Here is a 19,921-nt window from a genome sequence, read left to right as displayed (position 1 = left end):
CGCCGCAAGCGGCGATCTAAGATGACCGGATGCTTCACCGAGGGCAGCAATATGATCTTGCCGTGTCGTTCGCTGGGGCACAGCGGTCCTTGGCGAAGCAGTTCGCTCATGAGTGCGAGTCACTGGGTCTCAGCGTCTTCTTCGACGAGAACGTCACCGAAGACATGTGGGGCCGCGACTTCATCACGGAGTTTCGTCGTGTCTACGGCGGCGGGCTAGCTCGGTACGTCGTGCCGTTCTTCTCAGCGGAGTACTTCGACAGCGCCTACCCGATGGATGAGCTCTACGCCGCGATCGCGCACGGGATTCAGCGCGAGGAAGACGCCTACGTTCTGCCGGTCACGGTGGGTGACGTGCAGATTCCGGAGAACCTGGTGCGGCCCTCGATCGGCTATCTCCGCTCGGAGAACTACTCGGTGGAACGACTCGCGCAAATCGCCGTCAAGCGTGTGAGTGGTTCGACTGGCTCCAGTCCCACACCCGCGCCAACTCCAATCGCGGCAGCCCGGTTGCCAAGGGTGGCACCGACCGACTTCAGCCAGTTCCGCACTCTCGAATCGGGGCTAGTCAGCCTGGGCGAACGCTTCCGCCAGGATGAATCCTCGCTCGCGCGGTTCGGCTACACCTGCTACGCACGCACGGCCGACAGCTCTCTCGAAGTTCGAGTCGAGAAGCATGGCCGCCAGGTGTACGGGCTGCAGGTCCGGCTGGACCGAGACCGGCTGACGGTGTCGCACGGATGGCCGGGGCCTTCGGGCGGCGGGATCAACGCGTGGGCAACCGCGGAATGGGACGCGGAAGCCGACGAAGGCCGGTTCAGGTTCAGCGCCTTCGGACACAAGACCCAGGACCGGCTGCTAACAGCTGACGGACTTTTCGACGAGCTGTGGCAGAACATCATCGAACACATTGAGCAGACTCACGGTCGCGGAGCGTAGCTCTGCGACCGTGAGTCTGCATACGATCAAGCTCAGTCGACAGCCGGCGGGAAGTCGAACGAAGCATCCACGTCGTCCCGTCGGTCCGCCTTCTCGGCGGCGGCGACCAGCGCGGTGACGAGGTGGTGGTCGCCGAGGTGAGCGAGCAGCTTGCGCTCGTCCGCGTCGAGGATCGCTCGAGCGGTGTCGAAGCCGTCCCGCGCGAGGTCGAGACAGGACTCCCGGTCGAGACGCAGAGGCAGATGCCGCAGGACAGGCACCAGGCCGGCCGGGACACCGAGCTCAAGTTGCGCGGGAAGGATCTCGGGCAGGGTTCCGAGGTCGGCGCCCCGGTGGACGACCATCGCGATATCGATCACCGCCTCGACGACGCCGCTCGTCCGCCGCGCGGCCTGTTCGATCGGGCCAGTGTTCGTCACCTCGACGAATTGGTGCTCGACGAGCTCACGTTCGATCATCGGCAGCGCCACAGCGCGGCTCCAGCGCAGGCAAGCAAGGCTTCGTCGGGCACGTACCACTCCAGGACTCTGCGGTTCGTAGTCACCAAGAAGCCGGTCCAGCATGGGTTCGGCGATGTTTTGTGACCGCAGCTTCCGCTGCAGGGTTTGCCACTCCTTTCGCCAGTGGCCGATCGGCAACGAGAAACGTATGTCCAGAAGCTCTTCGGTGAGCTGAGCAGCCGCGATGAGGGTCATCCTGTTCAGCTGGGCGGCCTCGACCGTGCGGAGCGCCTGGGCGATGACGACGACCGAGTCGACGCTGAGCCCGCTGCGCAAGGCGACCTTGCCCAGTGCAGTGAGCGCATAGCCGGCACCGACCGACCTGATCAATCCTTCGTCGAGAAGGCCGGCCATCGCGTTGGAGATCTGGCTCGGGGAGAACGAGCGGACCGAGCGTCCCATATGGTGCAAGTACGCCGCGAACGTCCACGTCAGGAACGCGTCCACATGCGCTGCCGACACCGTTTCCAGCTCCGCTGCCGACATGGCGAAGAAAAAGAGGATCAACGAACGCACGTCGCGCCCGGCCAGCGGAGACCGCACCGGCTCTGGGGCCGCGGTGATGTAGCTGATCCACTTCTGTTCCGCGTCGACGGAACCGTGCGCGATCACGGCGGACCGGCCCCTGCGGGTGATGCCGGTACGACCTGCCCGCCCGGCCATGTTCCGGTACTGCGAGACGGTGTACGGTCGCTCGGGTTCCCCGGGGTGGCGAAGGCGGTGGATCACGACAGCGTCTGCTGCGAGGTTCAACCCCTGTGCCAGCGTGCTGGTCGCGACGATCACGCGGATTTCGCTGTCGTGGAGGCGAAATGCCCGCTCGACCGCGAGCCTGGCGTCTTCGCCGAGATCCGAGATGTGGAAAGCCACTCCGCCTCTCAGACATCGCAGAAGTTCTTCGACAAGCCGACCATGCCCCCGTCCGCTAAGCGCCGCGATCGTGGCAGCCGCGGGTGCGCGGCCGAGTTCGCCCGCGAGCTCCCTGGCGAACCGGATGGCCTCGCGACGCGTGGCCATGAATACAATGACCTGGTCACTCGCCTCGGCAAGAGCGCGCACGACGCGAGACAGCAGGGTGTCCTCTTCGCCTGGCGAAGCGAGTGGAATGACCTGTTCTTGTCCATTCTCGTCGAGGTGGCGGTATGTGCCGTCCTCGGTGACAACGCCCTCCACCAGTGGGACATCGCGGTGGGTGCTGGTCACTAGCTCCGCGCCAAGCCATCCGGCGAGATCGCCGGCCTCGCCCAACACGGCGGACAGACCGACGATTTGCGGGACCGGACCGGGGAGACGCCGGAGCCTGATCCACGTGAGCAAGAGCTCCAAACTGGGGCCCCGGTCGGGCAGCGCCAGTGCCTGGATCTCGTCGATGACGAGCACTCTTGTCATCGACAGCAGCTTCGGGCGGCCCGCGAGCATGGCACCGAACTTCTCGTAGGTCAGGATCGCGATGTCGAAGTCGCCCATGACCAACGCCCTGCTCTGGTCCCGTAGCTCACCGGTGACCCGAATCACGCGGACACCGGCTGCGGAGTAAGTCTCCAAGAAGCGGTCGTACTGCTCGTTCACCAAGGCGCGAGTGGAAAGGAGGAAGACCGCGCGACCGCCGTCCGCAACCGCGCGGAGCGCGGCGAGTTCGCCGACCAGCGTCTTACCCGCCGAGGTCGGCGCGCTGACCAGCACGTTGCCGCCGCGAAGGACGTGTCCGTCGTTGATCGCAAGGAGCTGCACCTCGTTCAGGCGTGAATAGCGTTGTTCCCACGCGGTGATCGCCTGCTCGGGAACGCCCATGTCGGCGAGCGAGGAGAAGGCCGGCGTGGCCCACTGACGGGGCGTATCCTCGCCGGCCGCCCGGAAGTTCACCCCAGGGACCAGGATCGGTAGCGAAGCGTGCGTCATCCGGCCCTTCACCCCCGGGGCCTGCTTCGCCGCACCGGACTCGCCCGGGTGCCGGAGTTTTCTCGAGACGTGGTCGGCCAACTTCGGCAGCGAGATGCGGTCACCGTCGCGGACGGCCGGATGGCCGCGCAAACCCTCCAGCAGGTAGTGGGTGAGAAAACCGTGCCGGAACTCGCCGCTCTCCCGCGCGTCTTGATCGGCTTCGGTCGCAGCGATGAGGACGATCCCATCCCCGGCGACCGGCGGAAGCGCTCGACCTGGCCCACGCACCCCGTCCTCGCGCAGGACCTTGGCTCCCGCCCGACCCGAGAAGCTGCAGTCCAGCACAAGAACGATCACTTCAGCCCGGATCCCGCGGACCAGGTCGAACAATTGGTCGAGGCTCAGTGCTGTCTCCGCAAGACGATCCGGCTTGGAGTCATGAGTGGCCGGGGCCCCGTCGCGCGTGCCGTGCCCGGAGTAGGTGACCACCACGATGTCCTGCTCCGTGCTCGACGCCCGCAGGTGTCCGATTTCTGTCGTCAATCTGTCCTTGGTCGCCGCTGCGTCGAGCATTAAGGTGGCCTTCTCGCTGAAGGTGTCCGTGAAGAGGGCGTGCAGTGCGATCGCGTCTTTTTTCGCGTACTTCAGCTGACTGAACGCCGGCGACTCGTAGTTGTCGACACCGATGAAGAGGCCATAAAATTTCTGCTCGTATTCCACGGAACGACACGATAGCTCAGCCTGTGCGGCGGAGAAATCACGTTGTCCCACTCTCCCAGTTCGAGGAAACTTCCTGAATGGTTGCGTGGAAAGCGCCTGCCGGAGTGGTAGGCGATGAACGCTTGTGGCGAGTTCGTCCTTCCGACGTGCGGCAGTCCGGGCAATCGTGTCCTCAGCGCCGTGCAGTGGGGATGAGACCCGCATTGCGCGTCGAGTCCGTAGCACCTGCCACGCGGAACGCCCGAGCGACCACGGAGTTGGGGAAGGTGCTCGATTACGTCGAGCACGACGGCCTCACCGTCGAGCAGGCGTTGGAGCGGTGGCGGCGGTACGCCGACCGCACACCGCCGATGTTGGTGGGCTGGCTCACCAAGGCGGCACCGCACTACCTCGCCGCGTCCGAGGACATCGCCTGGCATTCGACGCCATCGGGCGGGACGGGACCGGCTCCCGTGTCGCGCAATTGGGGTCGTCGCCGGTTCGTCTACGCTGATGGCGCGGAAGTGGTGCACGAGGAGGTCGTGTCCGGCCGGCGCTTCGAGGGTGACGGTGTCCGAGAGTTGCGGCTCCTGCGCACCGGATCAGTACAGGGCCGGAAACGTGACGAAGCGGAGATCGCTCTGGCGGCCGGCGTGGTAGCGAGCGCCGATCTCGTGCTGAGCGGGACGTGGGAGAAGCAGGCGCTGACCTTGCGGCCGGCGACCCGGCCGCAGTGGGTACGGATCGCGGAGATCGGATGCTCCGACGGCACCGGCAACGTCCTCTTCGACGGCACGGCGAAGGAGGCTCACGAGAAGTATGAGCGGGATGCCGAAGCCGCAGTGGTCGCGGCCGCCGCAGGAACCGGCTACCTCCCTGGCGCTGGCTGCGGTGATTGTGACCTGATCGGCCTGTGCCCGGCAGTGCCCGTTCGCCCCGGCCTGCTCGGCGTGGACGGCACTGGGTTGGCCCGGCGTTCCTGGTCGCTGTCGACTGGACGGTCCTTCGACGACTGTCCAGCCCGTCTGGTTGCCGAACGGATGTTCCTTCCGCGCGAGCGCGCGGCGGAGGACAGCGATCACACGCGGCGCGGGCTCGCCGTTCATGCGTGGCTGGAAGACCTACACCGAAGGGTGCCGGCTCGCGCCTGTGCACCGGAGGAAGCTCCGCCCACTCCGGACGCTTGGTCGGCCGGCCGGTGGTCGGTCACCGGAGACCAGGCGAGGCTCGGCGCGCAGATGATCGCGGATCACGCGCTCACCTGCGCACTGGGCGGCGAGGCCGGGCATGTCGAGGCACACCCGGAGCAGGCCATCGTGGTGTTCGACCAGCAGGCGAACGTCGTAGTCGTGGCGAAGGCCGACTTGCTCTACCGGGTCGGCGGAGCCTGGACAGTCCGCGAGACGAAGACGGCCTCGGTGCTGGAGGAGAGCGACCTCTTGACCCAGTTCCCACAACTGGCTCTGGCCGTCGTCCTCGCCGCGGAGGACGGACTGCGAGCGGGAGAACACGTGCGCGTCGAGCTGGAGCGACTCAGCGCAACAGGCCCGGTCGTGGCGAAGCTGGACGTCGACGACCCCGGGTTCGTCGCAGCGGCTAGGGCGGTGGTCAATGCTCGAGTCGAGGGCTGGCACTCCGCGCCGGCGCTCAAGGCGAAGCCCGGCAAGATCTGCAAGACGTGTCCCTTCGCCCAGTGGTGCCCGGAGAGGAAGTCATGAGCGAGAGCGCGCTCGGACAGCACTACACCGACGTGCCCTGGCAGCGGCTGGTTGCCGCCACGCTGCGTGCCGCCTACGCCTGGTCGGTTCGCGACGTGCGCGGGAACGCGGCCATGCTGGAGATCGCCAAGATGACCGGCGTCGTGATGGAGGTGCACGGGCCCGGTAGCGGACCGGTGACGCCCGCGGCACTGGTCGAAGGCCTCCGACAGCCGCTCGCCGGCCTGCTCGGGGGTCCTCGGCAAGGACCAGCGGAACTCGCCGATGTCGTTCTGCTCGACAAAGAAGGCAACCTGACCGAGAACGCCTACGACCTCGTGTGCGAGCACGTGGTGCCGCTGAGGGAACTTGCCGGTGCGCAGCCGTGGCTGCCGACGTGGGTCACGATGCACTCCGACCAGATCCGGCATCGGGTGTTCACGGCGATCATCAACACCACAAAGCAGGACGAGTACGTCGCTTCACGAAAGTTTCTGGTCGAGCATCCCGCAGGCCGCGAGCAGGAGCTGGTCGAGCAACGTGATCGGACCGGCGGCGTCCGGCTGGCTCCCGGAGGCTACCGGGACATCCCGGAGAAGCAGGTCTACCGGGGTTCCGATGGCCGAGGCTGGTGGTGGCCGTGCCCGGACTGCAAATGGCCGATGGCGGTGTCCTCGGCTGGCAAGGTGCGGTGCCGGTATCGGCCCCACAGCGCCGTCTACGATCTGCTGCCCGAGGCCCGGCCGAAACTTCGGCGGCGAGACGACGGCCCGCGCGCTCTCCTGCCGGTCAGTCAAGCCGTGGAGGGCGCGAAATGCGCCGACGCGGGCGTTTGGCGTTTCGTGGTGGTTCCCGGGGTGAGCGAGCTGAGGATCGCAGCTGCCGCAGAACGCGCCAACGCCAAGGTGCAGCTTTGGCCGCACCGCGACCGCTACGACCTGCTGGTCAGAGCCGGCCGTGAGAAGTTTGCGGTCGACGTCAAGGAATGCCTGTCGTTCAGCTCTCTAATCGACCGCCTGCGGACGAGACCGCCGAGTGCTCGCATCCTGCTCCCGAAGTCGTTCGAATGGCAGCTGGAGCCGTTGACGGAGGCATTGCCCGGACTCGCCGTCACCACCGAGACGAAGTTCCTGAGTCAGGTCCGCGCCGCTGTGAGGAAGGCCCGATGACCAAGAAGGGCAAGGTGCTGCCCCGCATCATCACCGCCGCGATCGGACTAGCTGCCCGGCACTTTCCGGAGGACGCCGACGGCGGCGACGTGACGGTGACGAGGGACCACGTGCTGTATGTGCTGGACGGACACGTCACCGACTGGGACCGTTGGCGGATACGCCTCTCCGAGGCGGATGCGATTAGGTTCGCGAGGTTGTTGCGCAGGCGTACCAACCAGCTCGCCAACGCCGACATGGCCACAAGGGTGCTCGACGAACTCCTGGTCAACGGTGAAATTCCCGGCTGCGTGCCGGCCGATGACTACGCCGTCATGAAGAACCCGCGCATCGTCGTCAGTCCGGGAATGTCGCTGAAGGCTTTCATCGATCAGGCGCTGACCGAGCTCGACGAGCTGTACGTGGCGAACCGGAAGCCGCTTCCGCCCGCCACGGCAGGCAACTACACGACGACCACACGAATCGTCGGCGCCGACGGCACTGACCAGACCTACGTCGAATTCCGCTACCGCATCGAAGATCATCACGAGGAGCCCGCCCGTCCGCTGCCCGTGATCGTCGACGCACCCCCGCGCGCCGAAGTCGTCGTGCCGTTCGTCGAACTCGAGCGCATTGCCGTCCGGCTCGATAAGGAACTGGACGGCGTCGCCTCCGATGGTTACCGCGCCAACTCGGTCAGGCGGTTCGGCCGCGAGGTACGGAACCGCTCGGAGGACGGGATCAAAGAACTCGACCTGGCGGCGGGTGAGCTGAACGAACTGCTGGCCTACACCGGGTTCGGCAAGTCCGTCGTGCTCATCGAGAGCTTCGCGTGCTGGGCGGCGGAGAAGGGCATCCCTATCGCGTTCGTGCTACCGACCAACGCGGACGTCGTCAAGGCCACTTACCAGATCGGAGCAGCGATCAAGGCACTTGACGACGTGACGGCCTCGGTCGTGCCGTTGGTCTCACCGCGGTCGTTGATCAAAGTGGCGGAGACCGCGGCAGCACGCACGTCGAAAGGTGGCCCGTCGGCCGACTGGATCTGGGAACGATTCGGCTACGGCTGTGCGCTCGCGGCAGTCGCTTCCAGCGAGAAGTCTGTCGACGGCTGGGTTCCGGGTCGGGAACCGTGCGCGACGTTGCGCCAGCCCGTGCCGAACCGCAAGGACAAGACCGTGTCGTGTCCTTGGCGAACAACCTGCGGACGTTACCGCGCGGCGCGGGAGGCCTGCACCGCCGACGTGATCGTGACCTCCCACGCGAACCTCCAGCTCGGTATGCTGCAGACCCCGGTGGACGACGGCCACGGGCGCAACGACCGGGTCACCGTCGAGGAATTGCTGCTTCGGCGGTGCCAGGTCGTGGTCATCGACGAAATCGACGCGTTCCAGCGGTCGATGATCGAGCAGTCCGGCCGCGGCCTCGTGCTCGACCGGGGCGGGCGAATCAACACACCCCTGCGCAGGCTGGACCAGGACTTCGGCGTGGCGTTCGGCTCGCTCAGCGACGAGATCGACGCGAGTGTCCGCGACGCGTACTTCGTGTTGCGCTACCTCGCGGAAACGTATGTCAGCCACCTCCGGTACGAACGGCTCGGTGCTGCCGGCAGAAGCAAGAAGCGCAAGATGCGGCCGCGTGGCCCCGGTAGGGACTGGATAGTCCCGCAACGTTGGGACAACGAACTGGCCAACCAGTTGTTCGGACAGCCGATCGACGCCGAACCGACCGACGAGCAGATGCGACTGTACCGGTCGGTGTTCCCCGACCAGCCGGGACCGGAGCCGGACGATCCGCCCGAGTACCAGGAGACGCGCGACCTGCTGCGGGAGGTCGTGACCAATGGCCTCGGCGGGCAAGCCCTCTCCGTCGCGCGGGCGAAGCTTGCCGAGTTCTTCGACTTGGTCGCCGATAAGGATCAGGCGCTCGTCGCGAACCGGGTCCTGCGCAGGACGATTCTCGAGCGCATCCGGTTGTCGCTGCACAGCCTGATGGCCAACAACGCGCAACTGGTCGACATAGGTGTGGAGTCAGCCCAGGACATCGCCGACGCCCTCGGGACCTACGGCAGGTGGCGCGTCATGCCGACGGGACCGCTGGGGCGCCTCGTGTTCGCTTTCACCGAGTACTACGACGACACTGGCAATGAACCGGCCCAGCTCTCCACCGCCGCGTTCGGCGGCGACCCGCACCTCTACGCGATCAACCTCGGTGACATCACGGCGCTGGCGCACGCCGGGACCCGGCGGATCGTACTGGGCATGTCCGCCACGTCGTACTTTCCCCACGCGCCCCACAGCCATCTGCACGTCCGGCCCAAGTGGTGGGTCGCCGACGCGGACGCCGACGGAAGCGATGACACCGGGAGAAAGGTGGAGGTCGTAGCAGAAGAGATCACTGACGAGAGTGGGCGGGTGATCAAGGTGTCCGGGGTGGACGGTGAGGACCGAGCCGACGCACTGGTGCAAATGACCACGCTGTTATGGCCTAAGCTCAAAGAGGAGCTGCGGGCCCTGGTCGAGAAGGATGATGCCCGCGCCCGGGTTCTGCTGGCCACCACGTCCTACGACGGAGCCCGGCACGCCGCGCAGGGCCTGGCCGACGCCGGCGTGCCGGCCTCCCGCATCTGCCTGGCTGTTCGTCCACGCAGGGATGACGACACTGGTTCCGCCGTCCTGAGGAAAGGACAGTGGTGGGAGCTGTCTGCCAACCGGCTGGAGGACTTTCCTGGCCTCGAAGGAGCCGACATCCTGATCGCCCCCCTTGCGCGCGTCCAGCGCGGCGTGAACATCATCGGCACAGGCGACCGGTCCGCTCTCGGGTCCGTGTGGTTGCTCGTCCGCCCCATCCCGCTCATCGACGAGCCGGCCGAACTGCTCGCGCATATCCAGGCCAGAGCGCTCACCTGCCACCCGGGCCCGGCCGGCGACCCGCTCGGCCTCCTGGAGGAACGGCGCAAGACCGCGGGCACCTACTTCGAGCAGATCGTGCGCAGGCCGCCCTACTTCCGATGCCAACCGAAGGAAGTGAAGCTCGGCGTGGCCGCCGAAATCGTCGTCGGCGCCATTCAGCTCATCGGACGGGCACGGCGGGGCGGCACGTCGGCTGTCCTGCACCTGGTGGACGGCGCGTTCACCGATGGCTCGGCGGGTACGAGCTTAGCCTCCCTGATCAGCGCGCTGCGCGACGAGTGGCGAGGCAGCGGCGAACTCGGTGCGATGGAGAAGTACTACGGCAGAACCCTGGTGGCCTTCCTGGAGTTCGCGGACCGACCGGCAACTGGAGACGTGTCTTGCTGATCAGCCTTGCTTACCGCGTGCCACAGGCGTGCCTGAACGAGGTCTTCGGCTCGGTAACGGCCTATCCGCTCACCGAGGACTTCCTCGAAGCTTGGGAAGCAATCCCGCGCACCGACGGTGCGTGGGGACCTCCGTACGCGAGTCTCGCCCGCGGTCTCACGTCCGCTACCGGCAGGCCGGTGACGCTGTTCGGTGCGCACGACCTTGACGAAACCGAGCGTGCGAACGGGAAACGGATGCTACTGCTCACCGACTCCGGCGAGATGGACTACCGGCTGCGGATCGCGACGAACGCCTGGGAGCGCCACGTCCGAGGCGGCGCTGACGTGACGACCCTCGCACCGCTGCTGCCGGAGCCGGAACGCGCACGCCCGTTCTCCGAATTCATCAGGCTTCGTGAACTGGAGGTTCCGGAAGCCCCCAACTGGGTTTTCCGCACTGGTTTGTGGCAGATCATGCGGGCTCTCGCCGAGCGTCCTCTCGAAATCGACGAGGGCCCGGCGCTCCCGCTGCGCATGGACACCAGCGGTGCATTGGTGGCGTGGCAGGACGAGCACCTCATTGCCAATGGCAAGGGGACCGCGTTCAGCATGCTGCGGATCAGCGGCCGCCTGGTCACCAGGGCCGGCGTCGAGGACCCCGTTCTCTGCTTCGACGCGCATCTGAGCCGGATCTCCCCGAAAGGTTTCTGGTCGAACAACGTGTGGATCGAGCCGGCCGATGCCCGGCTGCCGATCCTGTACCTTCCCATGAAGAACCAGCTGGATAAGGAGACCAACGTCAGGAGGGTGACGCTTCACCCCGCGACCGCGACCATCTACGAGGCGTGCGGACTCGATGCGCTGGACATCCCCGCGGAGTTGCCCGACCGGCCCGGCGCGATCCGGCCGCAGCTCTGGCGCAGTCGCTTCCACACCCTGGGCAGCGGTCCTGGCCCACGTCTCCTGCTGAGGCTGCACGAGCACATTGCAGCCACGTTGCCGCACGTGGTTCCGCTGCGGTATCCGATCGACAAGTCGATCACCCTTGCGAAGAGGATCCTGAAGTACCCAAAGGGCGGCCTGCCAGTCGCCGGAGTCGGGCCGAGCGGGTACAAGCGCGTCACGATCGCCTGCGTCTACCGGACCCCGGACGCACGGCAACGGATGCTCGCCGAGCTCAAGGAGCTCACCGGCGTCTCCGTCGCACCTCAGCACGGTGAACTTCCGTTCGCTGTGAACGAGCGGCTCGACGTCGCTGCGTGCCACTGCCCCGAGCTGCTGGACCACAACACGGTGAACCGTGCCGCTCTGCTCGAAGACCTGCCTCGCAGTGAGGGCGAGGACCACCTCGTCGTGGGGTGGCTGGAGACCGAGTACCACCCCGAGGTGGAGCTCGATCGTGATGCGAAGCCACACCTACGCAGGCTGTTGGGCCACTTGGGCATTCCCAGCCAGTTCCTGGCGACAGAGCCGCTGAACCTGCCGGAGCACGTCGAACCGCGCACTACCGAGCAACGCAAGCACGCCGCGCGGGCCGCCCTGCGCGATCTGCTCAGGTCGGCGGGGGTGCTCGACGGACGGCTGCTCGGGGCGATCGCGGACCCGGAGCTGCCCAGTCCGGTCGACCGCGATGTCCTTCTGGTCGGCGTACATGTGCGAGCGCAACAGGTGGAACGCGGTAGCGGTCCACTCGTGGTGACGATGAGCGCACTCCACATCGACCCCTGGGACCTCGAAGCTTGCCGCGTCCTCATGTACAGCGACAAGAACGGAACCTGGTGTCGGACGGGTGAAGCGATCGCGGGCTTCCACTCCGGTTCGATCGGCACCGCGTGGCTCGGTCGGTCGAAGGAGAAGGCGGAGAGGACACATGCGGAGATAGAGCAGCGGTTGTGCGAACTGGTCACCGGTGAGCTCGCCGACATGCCGGTCGTCCTGTTCATCGACGGGGCGGCTGCGCGCAAGATCTGGCCCGGCTTGCCAAACACGAGACTCGGCAAGGGCCCGTTGCCGGGCGACGTACTACGCGAGCGCGGGAAGGACGTCGCCGTCGTGCGGGTGAGCACCGCTGTGGCGGAGATCGGCAGGCCGGTGACACGGCATGAGAAGGCCAACATGCCGCGCGACTGCAAGCAGCCGGCGGCGCCGGATCGGAAGGTGTACCAGCTGGCAGACAGTCACCTGCCGTCCTGGCTCTTCGCGGGCAGGTCGACCCTGCTCGCGGCGAAGGGCGGAGATACGGGGGCCAAATACACGAGGTGGACGTTGCCCGCCGAAGCGAAGTCGGAACTGCGCAAGCCGTGGCACTCCTACACGGCCAAGGAGATCGTCGTCGTGCATGAGGGATCGTGGACAGCCACCGGTCTGGCCGCTCTGACGGCCAGGCTCTGTGATCAGCCAATCGGGTGGGACGGCCGGACGTTGCTACCCGGCCCGCTGCACCTCGCGACCAGGGTCGACCGCGACCACCCCGACCACCGAGTCTCAGGAGAGGACGAGGTTTGATCAAAACAGTCTCACCATGGTGTCGCGCCCTGTGACGAAGACTCTGTTCGTCATTTTGAGCTTGATCGACCAGCTGCCACCGTGCTGAGCGCCTGTTTCGCCTCGTGATGATCAAGGAGCCGACTGCGTCCTCGGTTCGAACCGAGGAACTTGAACCGACACGTGTTCAGGGACTGCGTTGATCTATATCCCGATCTTGAGAGTTCACCAGTGACCGGCTGCTGTCTAGCAGCGCTGGCCGCCGGACCACTCTCGGCTACTCAACTCGACCCCCGACATGCGGACATCAGCTCTGCCCACGACGGATAGGCTGCGCCGGCGTCGGCAGCCAGCTTCGCTGCGACTCCACAACCCAGGAGTAGCCGTCGACCAAGTCGGTGCTCCCAGACTCCCGGCTGCGAGCAATAGAAGTGGGATCCGCATCGAGAAATGCAGATGCACGAGCTGCCGCCGCTAACGGAACAGCTCAGTTCTCACGCCGGCGTCATCCGCGACTACTTCAGCCGTCATGCGCCGGACCCGCAGTCGGGCACGCGTCCGGAGATCGCGCTCCGACGCCCACTTCACCCTCGCGGTCTTCGATTTGTCGTCGACCAACCGGTTCCGGGCGGGAATCGGCGTCGACGGGTGGATGTTCTCTTGCGTGGCGCGCGCATCGAGGTACTCGTCGACGGTTGCTTCTGGCACTCCTGCCCCGAGCACGGTCACCTGCCCATTGCTAACAGGAGCTGGTGGCGACTCAAACTGCGCGGCATCGCCAGACGCGACCGTGATAGGACGCCGTCTTGGCCGCGATGGGGTGGCTGGTTGTCAGAATCTGGGAGCACGAAAGCGCTGTCGAAGCCGCGACACGTTTGGAGCGTGTCTCCCGTGCGCGAAAGCCGCAAACGCAACCGCCTGATAGCGGCGCGTGACTGCAATCAGCCGGGCGACCTCCGAACACGTTGCATAGCAGGAGGCCAGCAATCGGCCGGTCCTCGTGAACGGCGACATTCCGCACACCAAGGGGAACCGGTCGACTCACCACAGCCGACTCACTCGGACCGCACCCGACTCGTGTCAGCTCCAGCCGCCATGTCGACGTCGCCTTGATTCGGCCCCGACACGGTCCACCAAGCGCGGCGCACCCGGCTCGTGGATCTCCGGTGTGCCGGCCGGCTTACCCGCTCCTTTGACCGGCCGGCACAGCGCCACGTCGACGGAAACCGCCTCAGAGCAGTGGCTTCAGCTCGCACTGGTGCTACCGCACGAGTTCCTGCGGTAGCACCAGGCTTCCCGACACCACCAGGTCAAGCCCGTTGGCTCCAGCATCGCCGGAGAACGGGCTCCGGCCGGTGGAGGCCGTCGTCACTGACTGCGAAGACCTGCAGCAGCACGAGGCAGTCGACCACCGCCGCCGTGTCTTCCGGCACCGCCATCTCGGCCGCCTCAACCACCTCCGGCACCAGTAGCCCGCGAGAGCCTGCGAGGTCTGAGATGGCCTCGTATGCCTGCCCCAGCGCCGGATCGGCCAGAAGGCCCGATTTCTCGACGAACTCCGCCGCACCCGCCGGTGCCGCGAGTCTGCTTTCGATCGCCTTGATGGCCCGGGTCTCGCTGTTCCCCTTCCGGACCAGGTCGGCGGCCTCCTCGACCAGTACCGGCCAGCCTCCGGTGACCGCGAGTAGCAGCTCTTGGCGCTCGTCTCTCGTGAACATCTCACCGTCAAGCGCCCACACGCGCAGCGATGCTCTGCTGTAGCGCCGCAGCGACACCATCCCCACAGAGGTGTCGTGCTCCGACGCTGCCAGGGCTTCCAGCCAAAGTGGCAGCTGCGCCGGCCCGGCGATGATCACCGCCGAGCGGGTAACCCCGCTCTTTTCCGGCCACCGGTTCCTCGCGTCGGTCAATGCCTCCGAACAAGCGTCCGCTCGTGGCTCAAGGGTGAAGAGATCCGTCATGACCACTCGTCGGGTTCCTGGCACCCCCTCGGCGAGTTGGTCGTGAAACTGCGAGCGACGTGTGATGACGGGAACGGTGAACTGTCCTGTGGCGCCGGTCGCCGCCTGGATCGCTCCGGCCACGGCGTCGATACCCGTTGCCACTGAGCCGAGTACGACCCGGACCTGGTTCGTGCGATCACCGAGGATGTCATCCACTTGGCCGGCCGTCAACGGCGAACGCCGCCCACCCCGCAGGGCGAGCCGAGTCTCAAGAGCGATGAACTCTTCTGGGATCGACAGGGTATCCGCCCCGGCCAGCTGCGTGTCGACGTCATCTTGGGTGCCAATCATCCTGAGCACGTTCGGGCTGCGGAGGTGCCAGCCACGAGCGTCGTTGTTCGGCGCCAGCACTCCCAAACCGACCATTTCGTGCAGGTAAGCCCGGAAACCTTCCACGTCGAGCTTGCGGAACCCGGCAGCCCACCAATCGAGGCACTCGTCGCGCAGCTGCCGATCCGATAGACGCGAATCGAGACCGTGCTCGTGAGCGTGCTGAGCGAGGACGTTGGCGATCACGTTGTAACGCGGGTCGAGGTGCAACGTGTCGTGGAACGCGTCGCGGATATCCGCCTTGAGGTCAGCGTGCTGCTCGATGACCTCAACGTCCTCCTGCGTGATGATGTACGGCAGACCGCCCTCGCCACGCCGCTGCTGCATGGTCTCCACGAGCCGGTTGCCGAACATCTGGAGCAGGAACGGTTGGTAGGAGCAGAATCCCAGTACGCGGTTGACGAGATCCACCTCGGCGAATACGAACCCGAGCGCGCCGAGGGGCCGCGTCAGCAGGTCCGAAGCGAACTGAGGACGCAGCGGTCCGATGACCGTGGGCCGCTGGGCGAGGTGGCTGAACGGTCCGTTCCGGGCGCTCTTCGCCCAGCGTTGCACCGAATGCAGCCCTGCGAACACCACCTTCACCGCGCTCTCGCTTGCTTGGCCGAGGTCCTTGAGCCTGGTGGTCTGGATGAACGTCGGCGCGTCGGCTTCGAAGAAGCGGTCGGCTTCATCGAGTAGGATCAAGACCCTTCTCTGCGGGTTCTCTTGGACCCAGCGCAGCAAGTTCGCGCGGACCACCTCATGGGCGTCCGTGCGTTGCGGCCTCCGGGCGGAGATGACGCCACGGTCGACCAGCTCACGCTTCAGGTGTCCCCATACGAGGTCGGCGCCGATCCCGGCGTTCCCGGTGATGCCGAGCGTGTCGAGGCTCAGGTAGATCGAAACGTGTTCCCCGGACGTCCGCTGGCGTTCGAACTTCGCTCCCGCGGCGCGGAGCAACGCGCTCTTGCCCAGCCCGCGGCCCCCGTAGACGAGCTGGGTCCCGTCCGGGTCGAGCAAGCTGTCGAGCTCGGCATTGCGCCCGTAGAACATCTCTTGCGCGACCAGCCCTCGCTTGTGGCGGAGGTACGGGTTCACCGAGGAGAACGGCAGCAGCACGCTCATGGCAGCGTCCATCTGACGGTTGCCGTGCGCGGCGAGGTAAGTCAGCGCGGCGTCGTCGAGCACCACGATCGCAGCCTTCCGGCCGACAGTCCTCACGGCGAGCTCCCGACGAGTCTTTGCGCTCATAGTGCCGAAGTGCGCGATCAGCAGACTGCCTTGTGCGGGATCCTGGTCGGCGTGGCTCAGCAGGAGCTCCGCCCCCGGCTGGCCCCAAGCGAGCAGCACGCGCAAGCGGCGGTTGAGCTTCGTTCCGAATGCGGGCACCAGTGCCTTGCCCACCACGTCGACTTCGGTGATGTCGATGAACCGGCGATCGCGCCACGGCTTGAGGTCGGGCAGTTTGTCGATGCGCCGGGCCTCGATACCCGCCAAGCGCAGCGCCGGCAGGAGCTGCTCGCGTTCGCTGATGTTCCCGCGTTCGCGGGAGCGTGTGATGTCCCGCCACCCGGCGAGCGCCTGGGCGACGACCTCCGGCTCGACGATCCTGGAGAAGTCGAGCACCGGCGTCGAGCTCAAGCTGCCGCGGTTGCGCACCACTCCCAGCAGCTTCTCCGTAATGCCGTCGGGAAGGGCTTCAGGAACGGCGGGGAAGAACTGGGTCAAGTCATCGCGCTGCTCGACGTGGGGCGGGGGTTCCCCGATCTCCAGGAAGTAAATGAGTTCTTCGGCGGTGGACAGCTGACCGTCCCGGATGAGGCGGGTGACGCGATCCACGGTCTCGCCGTCCGCGGTACCGATCTTCGCGAGCCGGTCCTCGAGCCGCCGTCCCGCCTCCGACCGGTAGCGCGGCAGCAGCTCCGCCACCTCGTCGAGGGTGCGGCGCACGGCCAGCAAGTCGCGACCGCCGAGCCGGTTGGATGCGTCTTCGAGGCGGCTGGTCAGCTCGCCGTCCTGCTCGTCGGTGACTTCACCGTTGAGCCGCGCACGACGCAGCTCCGTGGTCAGCTGGTCGTGGAGCTCACCGAACGATTCCCGGCTGACGTTCTCCGCGTTGCGCACGGTAGCCGCGTCGCCGGAGAGGTCCGCCCGCGATCCGTCGGACTCCACGAGAAACCCGTCCTGGGCAGCCTCGATGGCGAAGTTCGCGGCGTCGAAGTTCTGAGCCTTGGTGAGGGCCGTTATCGCTGCGCTCCAGCTCCGCTGCGACGCGACGACCAGGTCTTCGATCTCAACGGTGTCCGGGACACTGACCTTCCCCAGAACGTGATCGACCGACGAGTGGGGCACCTTCAGCAGGTCGACGGACAACGCCAGCGCAGGCGAGGGCTCCCGCCCCGACAACGGGAGCCCTCGCTCCAACAGGTCGAACGTGGCAGCCATCACCCGGGCACCACCTCGTGCCGCAGCCGCGATCATCGGGTCGTCGTGCTCCCCGCGTGCGGCGAACGCCGCGAGCACGGCGTCCCGTCGGGCCAGCATCACGGCGCGCATGTCGGAGACCTCGCCGGCACTCCACTCGCCCGGCCGGCTAGTTCGCCCCACGGATACAACGGACTCCGCCCAGCCCGTCAGCGCCTGGAGCGCCTCGCTGGCCAGATTCTCCAAGTCGCGGAGACCCGCTCCTTCGATCGATCTCCCGCTGTTCCCCTTGAACTTGCGGTCGAGGACCGCGATCTGTTCCTTGACGAACGTCGGGTCTCCGAGCTTCCGCGCCAAGTCGAGGACCGTGTCGACCGCTTCGCGGTCGTCCTTCGCCGCAGTGGTCAGCGGCTTGCCGAGCAGGCCGTCCGGCGCCAGCCACCGCTTGGCGATGTCCGTGGCGCGCTTGAACCGGAGGGTACGCGGGCGGAGCACGCCCTTGGCAGCTTCCGCCCGGTCGGAAAGCAGGCGTTCGACCTCGGTGACGTCGTTGAACACCTCCAGCGCGGCCGAACCGGCGAGCACTCCGCGCAGGGCACGCTTGCCGACCTCGTCCGCGACCTCCGAGAGGTTCGGCTCCACTCGAGCGGCCACCTCGGCTAGCAACGCACCCGCCAACGGCGCCCCGGTCACCAACGCGGTACGAACGAGTGCCGGTACGGCGACGAGGAGGGACGCGGTCTCGGTGAGCGCGACGCCGGTGTCGAGTGCGTCGAGCTCCGAACGCAACGCGACCGCGCAAGCACCGTTCTCACTACGCACCACGGAAGCCAGGGCAGCGACGCGGAGCACCGACAACGGGGTGACCGCCGGCTGTGCGGAGCGCTCGATCAGTGCCGCGGCCATTCCGAACCGGGAGGCGGAAACGAGGTGGGCGATCGCCTGAGCGGTCCGGAAGTCTTCCGTGCCTGGCGAGCCGGTGCGGCCGTCCAGCACCACGTCGGCCTCCGCCGGTGTGGGCACATTCACGGGCGTGACGACCGGGGCTGGTTCTGCCGGATCGGCCCCGGTAAAGGATTCGAGAGCAGGAGCGGCGGATAGGTGGTCCTTTACCGGCTCAGCTGGCGGACACTCATCGCCGACCTGCTCCGTCGCCGCCCGGGGTTCCTCCTGGCTTCCTGCTTCCTCGGTGTCCGTCGACTCCGCGACCTCGAGCGCTTGTGCCTGGAGAGCAAGCAGCGCCAGCTCCGGACGAGCCGCCGTCAGTTCGTGCACCAGAGCAAGACGCCGCGTGTCATCGACATCGGAAGCCGCCAGCTCGTTCAGGTGGACGAGAACGCCGGCGTCGGCTCGGCTCCCCGCACTCCAGGGCTTCTTCGCCAGCAGGTCGGAGATGCTCGTCCGAGCCTCGCGCAGCAGGCTCGCCAGAGCGGGTGACCGGTCCGGTGCCCGCAGCCGCAACACGGCCACCAAGCCCTCCCGGAGGGACTGCTCGCCTGCGTCGGAAGCCAACCGCTTGATGGCTTCGTCGACGGACGTCAGGCTGGCGTCGCCCGCGCGCACACCTGCCGTTGCCAGCGCTGCGAGCACGACTTCGAACGACTGACTGGCGTGGGCAATGGCGGCGATGTCCTCGGAAACGGGTCCGCGGTGATCGTGCAACGCGGAGACGAGCCGTTGCGCAGCGGTCAGGGCGTTTCGCAGGTCGGCTTCGAGGTCGTCGCGCATGCTGCCCAGGTCTTCGAGCGAGAGCGATTTGCCGGCCGATTCGCCGGCTTCGGTGCCTTCGGCGGCGCCAGCGGCTTCCTGGCCTGCGAGCTCGGCGAGGTCCTCGTGGTTCGCCACGATCCCATTCCCCCTTGCGATCTGGTAATCGGGTGAAATGTCGACCACGTCCTGTGCGGCGCGCGCGATAGCGGCGACTTGTTCGTCAGTGGTTCCTGCAGGGGAGAACCACTGTTGCCGAGTACTCCAGAGCCAGCTTCGGGCATCCCGGATGGAGGCGACTCCGTCGGCCCACACGGCGGCTCGCGCGAGTCCCGGCCCCGCTTTCGCGATGACCTCGTCCGCAGATTCGGGCTCGGTTCCGAAAACGGCGCGCAGCAAGTGTTTCCGGATACCCACGGTCAGCTGGACGATCGCGTGGCGCTGCGTGTGGCCGTGGTGCCGCCGGAGCAAGGTGGCCACGTCCTGCGACAGGGCGGGGGTGATCTTCCGCGGACGCAGCTTGAGGCCGAGCGGGTGCAGCACCCGCTCGCGGTCGTCGAGCGAGATGTCGTTGAGCGCCCAGCCGATCTCGTCGCCGGTCAGCTGCGACACCGCGGCCGCCAGTGGATCACCGCAAGCGCTCAGCACGTCGGAGAGCCGCTGTAGCGCGGCGTCCAGAGCTTCGTCCTGCCCGGACCGGTAGCCAGAGGGATACCTGACGGGATACGGATCTCGATCATCACCGTGGTGGCAGGAATGCCGATGACGTCGGGCGACCATGATGCCTCCGAATGCGAGGAGAACGGCGAATGCGAGAGAACGGTGGGGTGCAAAAGCGCGGTGCTTCG

Annotated in this window: 8 protein-coding genes; 6 read left to right on the top strand and 2 right to left on the bottom strand. The window is 66.8% G+C overall.

Annotated features, from left to right (window positions below):
- Positions 1-62: 62 nt before the first annotated feature.
- Positions 63-938: a TIR domain-containing protein gene (locus tag ACIQWX_RS14805; protein ID WP_400869996.1), complete on the top strand. Its 876-nt coding sequence runs from the start codon at positions 63-65 to the stop codon at positions 936-938.
- 32 nt (positions 939-970) lie between these two features.
- On the opposite strand, the gene ACIQWX_RS14800 is transcribed toward ACIQWX_RS14805, so the two are convergent.
- Positions 971-4,039: a DEAD/DEAH box helicase gene (locus ACIQWX_RS14800; protein ID WP_400869994.1), complete on the bottom strand. Its 3,069-nt coding sequence runs from the start codon at positions 4,037-4,039 to the stop codon at positions 971-973.
- A 266-nt stretch (positions 4,040-4,305) separates the two neighbouring features.
- Between ACIQWX_RS14800 and ACIQWX_RS14795 the strand changes: the two genes are divergently transcribed.
- The 5 genes from ACIQWX_RS14795 (at position 4,306) to ACIQWX_RS14775 (ending at position 13,740) form a co-directional block, all read left to right on the top strand.
- On the top strand, positions 4,306-5,736 hold the full coding sequence (locus tag ACIQWX_RS14795) for a PD-(D/E)XK nuclease family protein (RefSeq protein WP_400869991.1): 1,431 nt from the start codon (positions 4,306-4,308) through the stop codon (positions 5,734-5,736).
- Positions 5,733-6,884, top strand: a complete 1,152-nt coding sequence (locus ACIQWX_RS14790; RefSeq protein ID WP_400869988.1) for a hypothetical protein — start codon at positions 5,733-5,735, stop codon at positions 6,882-6,884. The genes ACIQWX_RS14795 and ACIQWX_RS14790 overlap by 4 nt, the downstream gene beginning before the upstream one ends.
- Positions 6,881-10,162 carry a hypothetical protein gene (locus ACIQWX_RS14785; RefSeq protein ID WP_400869986.1) on the top strand — a complete coding sequence of 1,094 codons (3,282 nt, stop codon included), beginning with the start codon at positions 6,881-6,883 and terminating at the stop codon, positions 10,160-10,162. The genes ACIQWX_RS14790 and ACIQWX_RS14785 overlap by 4 nt, the downstream gene beginning before the upstream one ends.
- Positions 10,156-12,648 (top strand): RNaseH domain-containing protein, encoded by a 2,493-nt coding sequence (locus ACIQWX_RS14780; RefSeq protein WP_400869983.1) that lies wholly within the window; start codon positions 10,156-10,158, stop codon positions 12,646-12,648. The genes ACIQWX_RS14785 and ACIQWX_RS14780 overlap by 7 nt, the downstream gene beginning before the upstream one ends.
- A gap of 429 nt (positions 12,649-13,077) precedes the next feature.
- A complete protein-coding gene (locus tag ACIQWX_RS14775; protein ID WP_400869980.1) occupies positions 13,078-13,740 on the top strand; it encodes a hypothetical protein in 663 nt (220 codons plus the stop codon).
- Positions 13,741-13,937: 197 nt separating this feature from the next.
- Here the strand turns inward: ACIQWX_RS14775 and ACIQWX_RS14770 are convergent, their stop codons facing one another.
- Positions 13,938-19,853 (bottom strand): hypothetical protein, encoded by a 5,916-nt coding sequence (locus tag ACIQWX_RS14770; protein WP_400869977.1) that lies wholly within the window; start codon positions 19,851-19,853, stop codon positions 13,938-13,940.
- Between the last annotated feature and the right edge of the window lie 68 nt (positions 19,854-19,921).

This window comes from Amycolatopsis sp. NPDC098790 (assembly GCF_044759945.1).
GTDB lineage: Bacteria > Actinomycetota > Actinomycetes > Mycobacteriales > Pseudonocardiaceae > Amycolatopsis.
The sequence above is the reverse complement of the archived record's forward strand: the minus strand, read 5'-3'. Positions and strand labels throughout refer to the sequence as shown.

Bases quoted from the DNA above. Each gene is read 5' to 3' on its own strand.
- ACIQWX_RS14785 (WP_400869986.1), top strand. From the start codon at position 6,881: ATGACCAAGAAGGGCAAGGTGCTGCCCCGCATCATCACCGCCGCGATC.
- ACIQWX_RS14770 (WP_400869977.1), bottom strand. From the start codon at position 19,853: ATGGTCGCCCGACGTCATCGGCATTCCTGCCACCACGGTGATGATCGA.
- ACIQWX_RS14790 (WP_400869988.1), top strand. From the start codon at position 5,733: ATGAGCGAGAGCGCGCTCGGACAGCACTACACCGACGTGCCCTGGCAG.
- ACIQWX_RS14775 (WP_400869980.1), top strand. From the start codon at position 13,078: ATGCAGATGCACGAGCTGCCGCCGCTAACGGAACAGCTCAGTTCTCAC.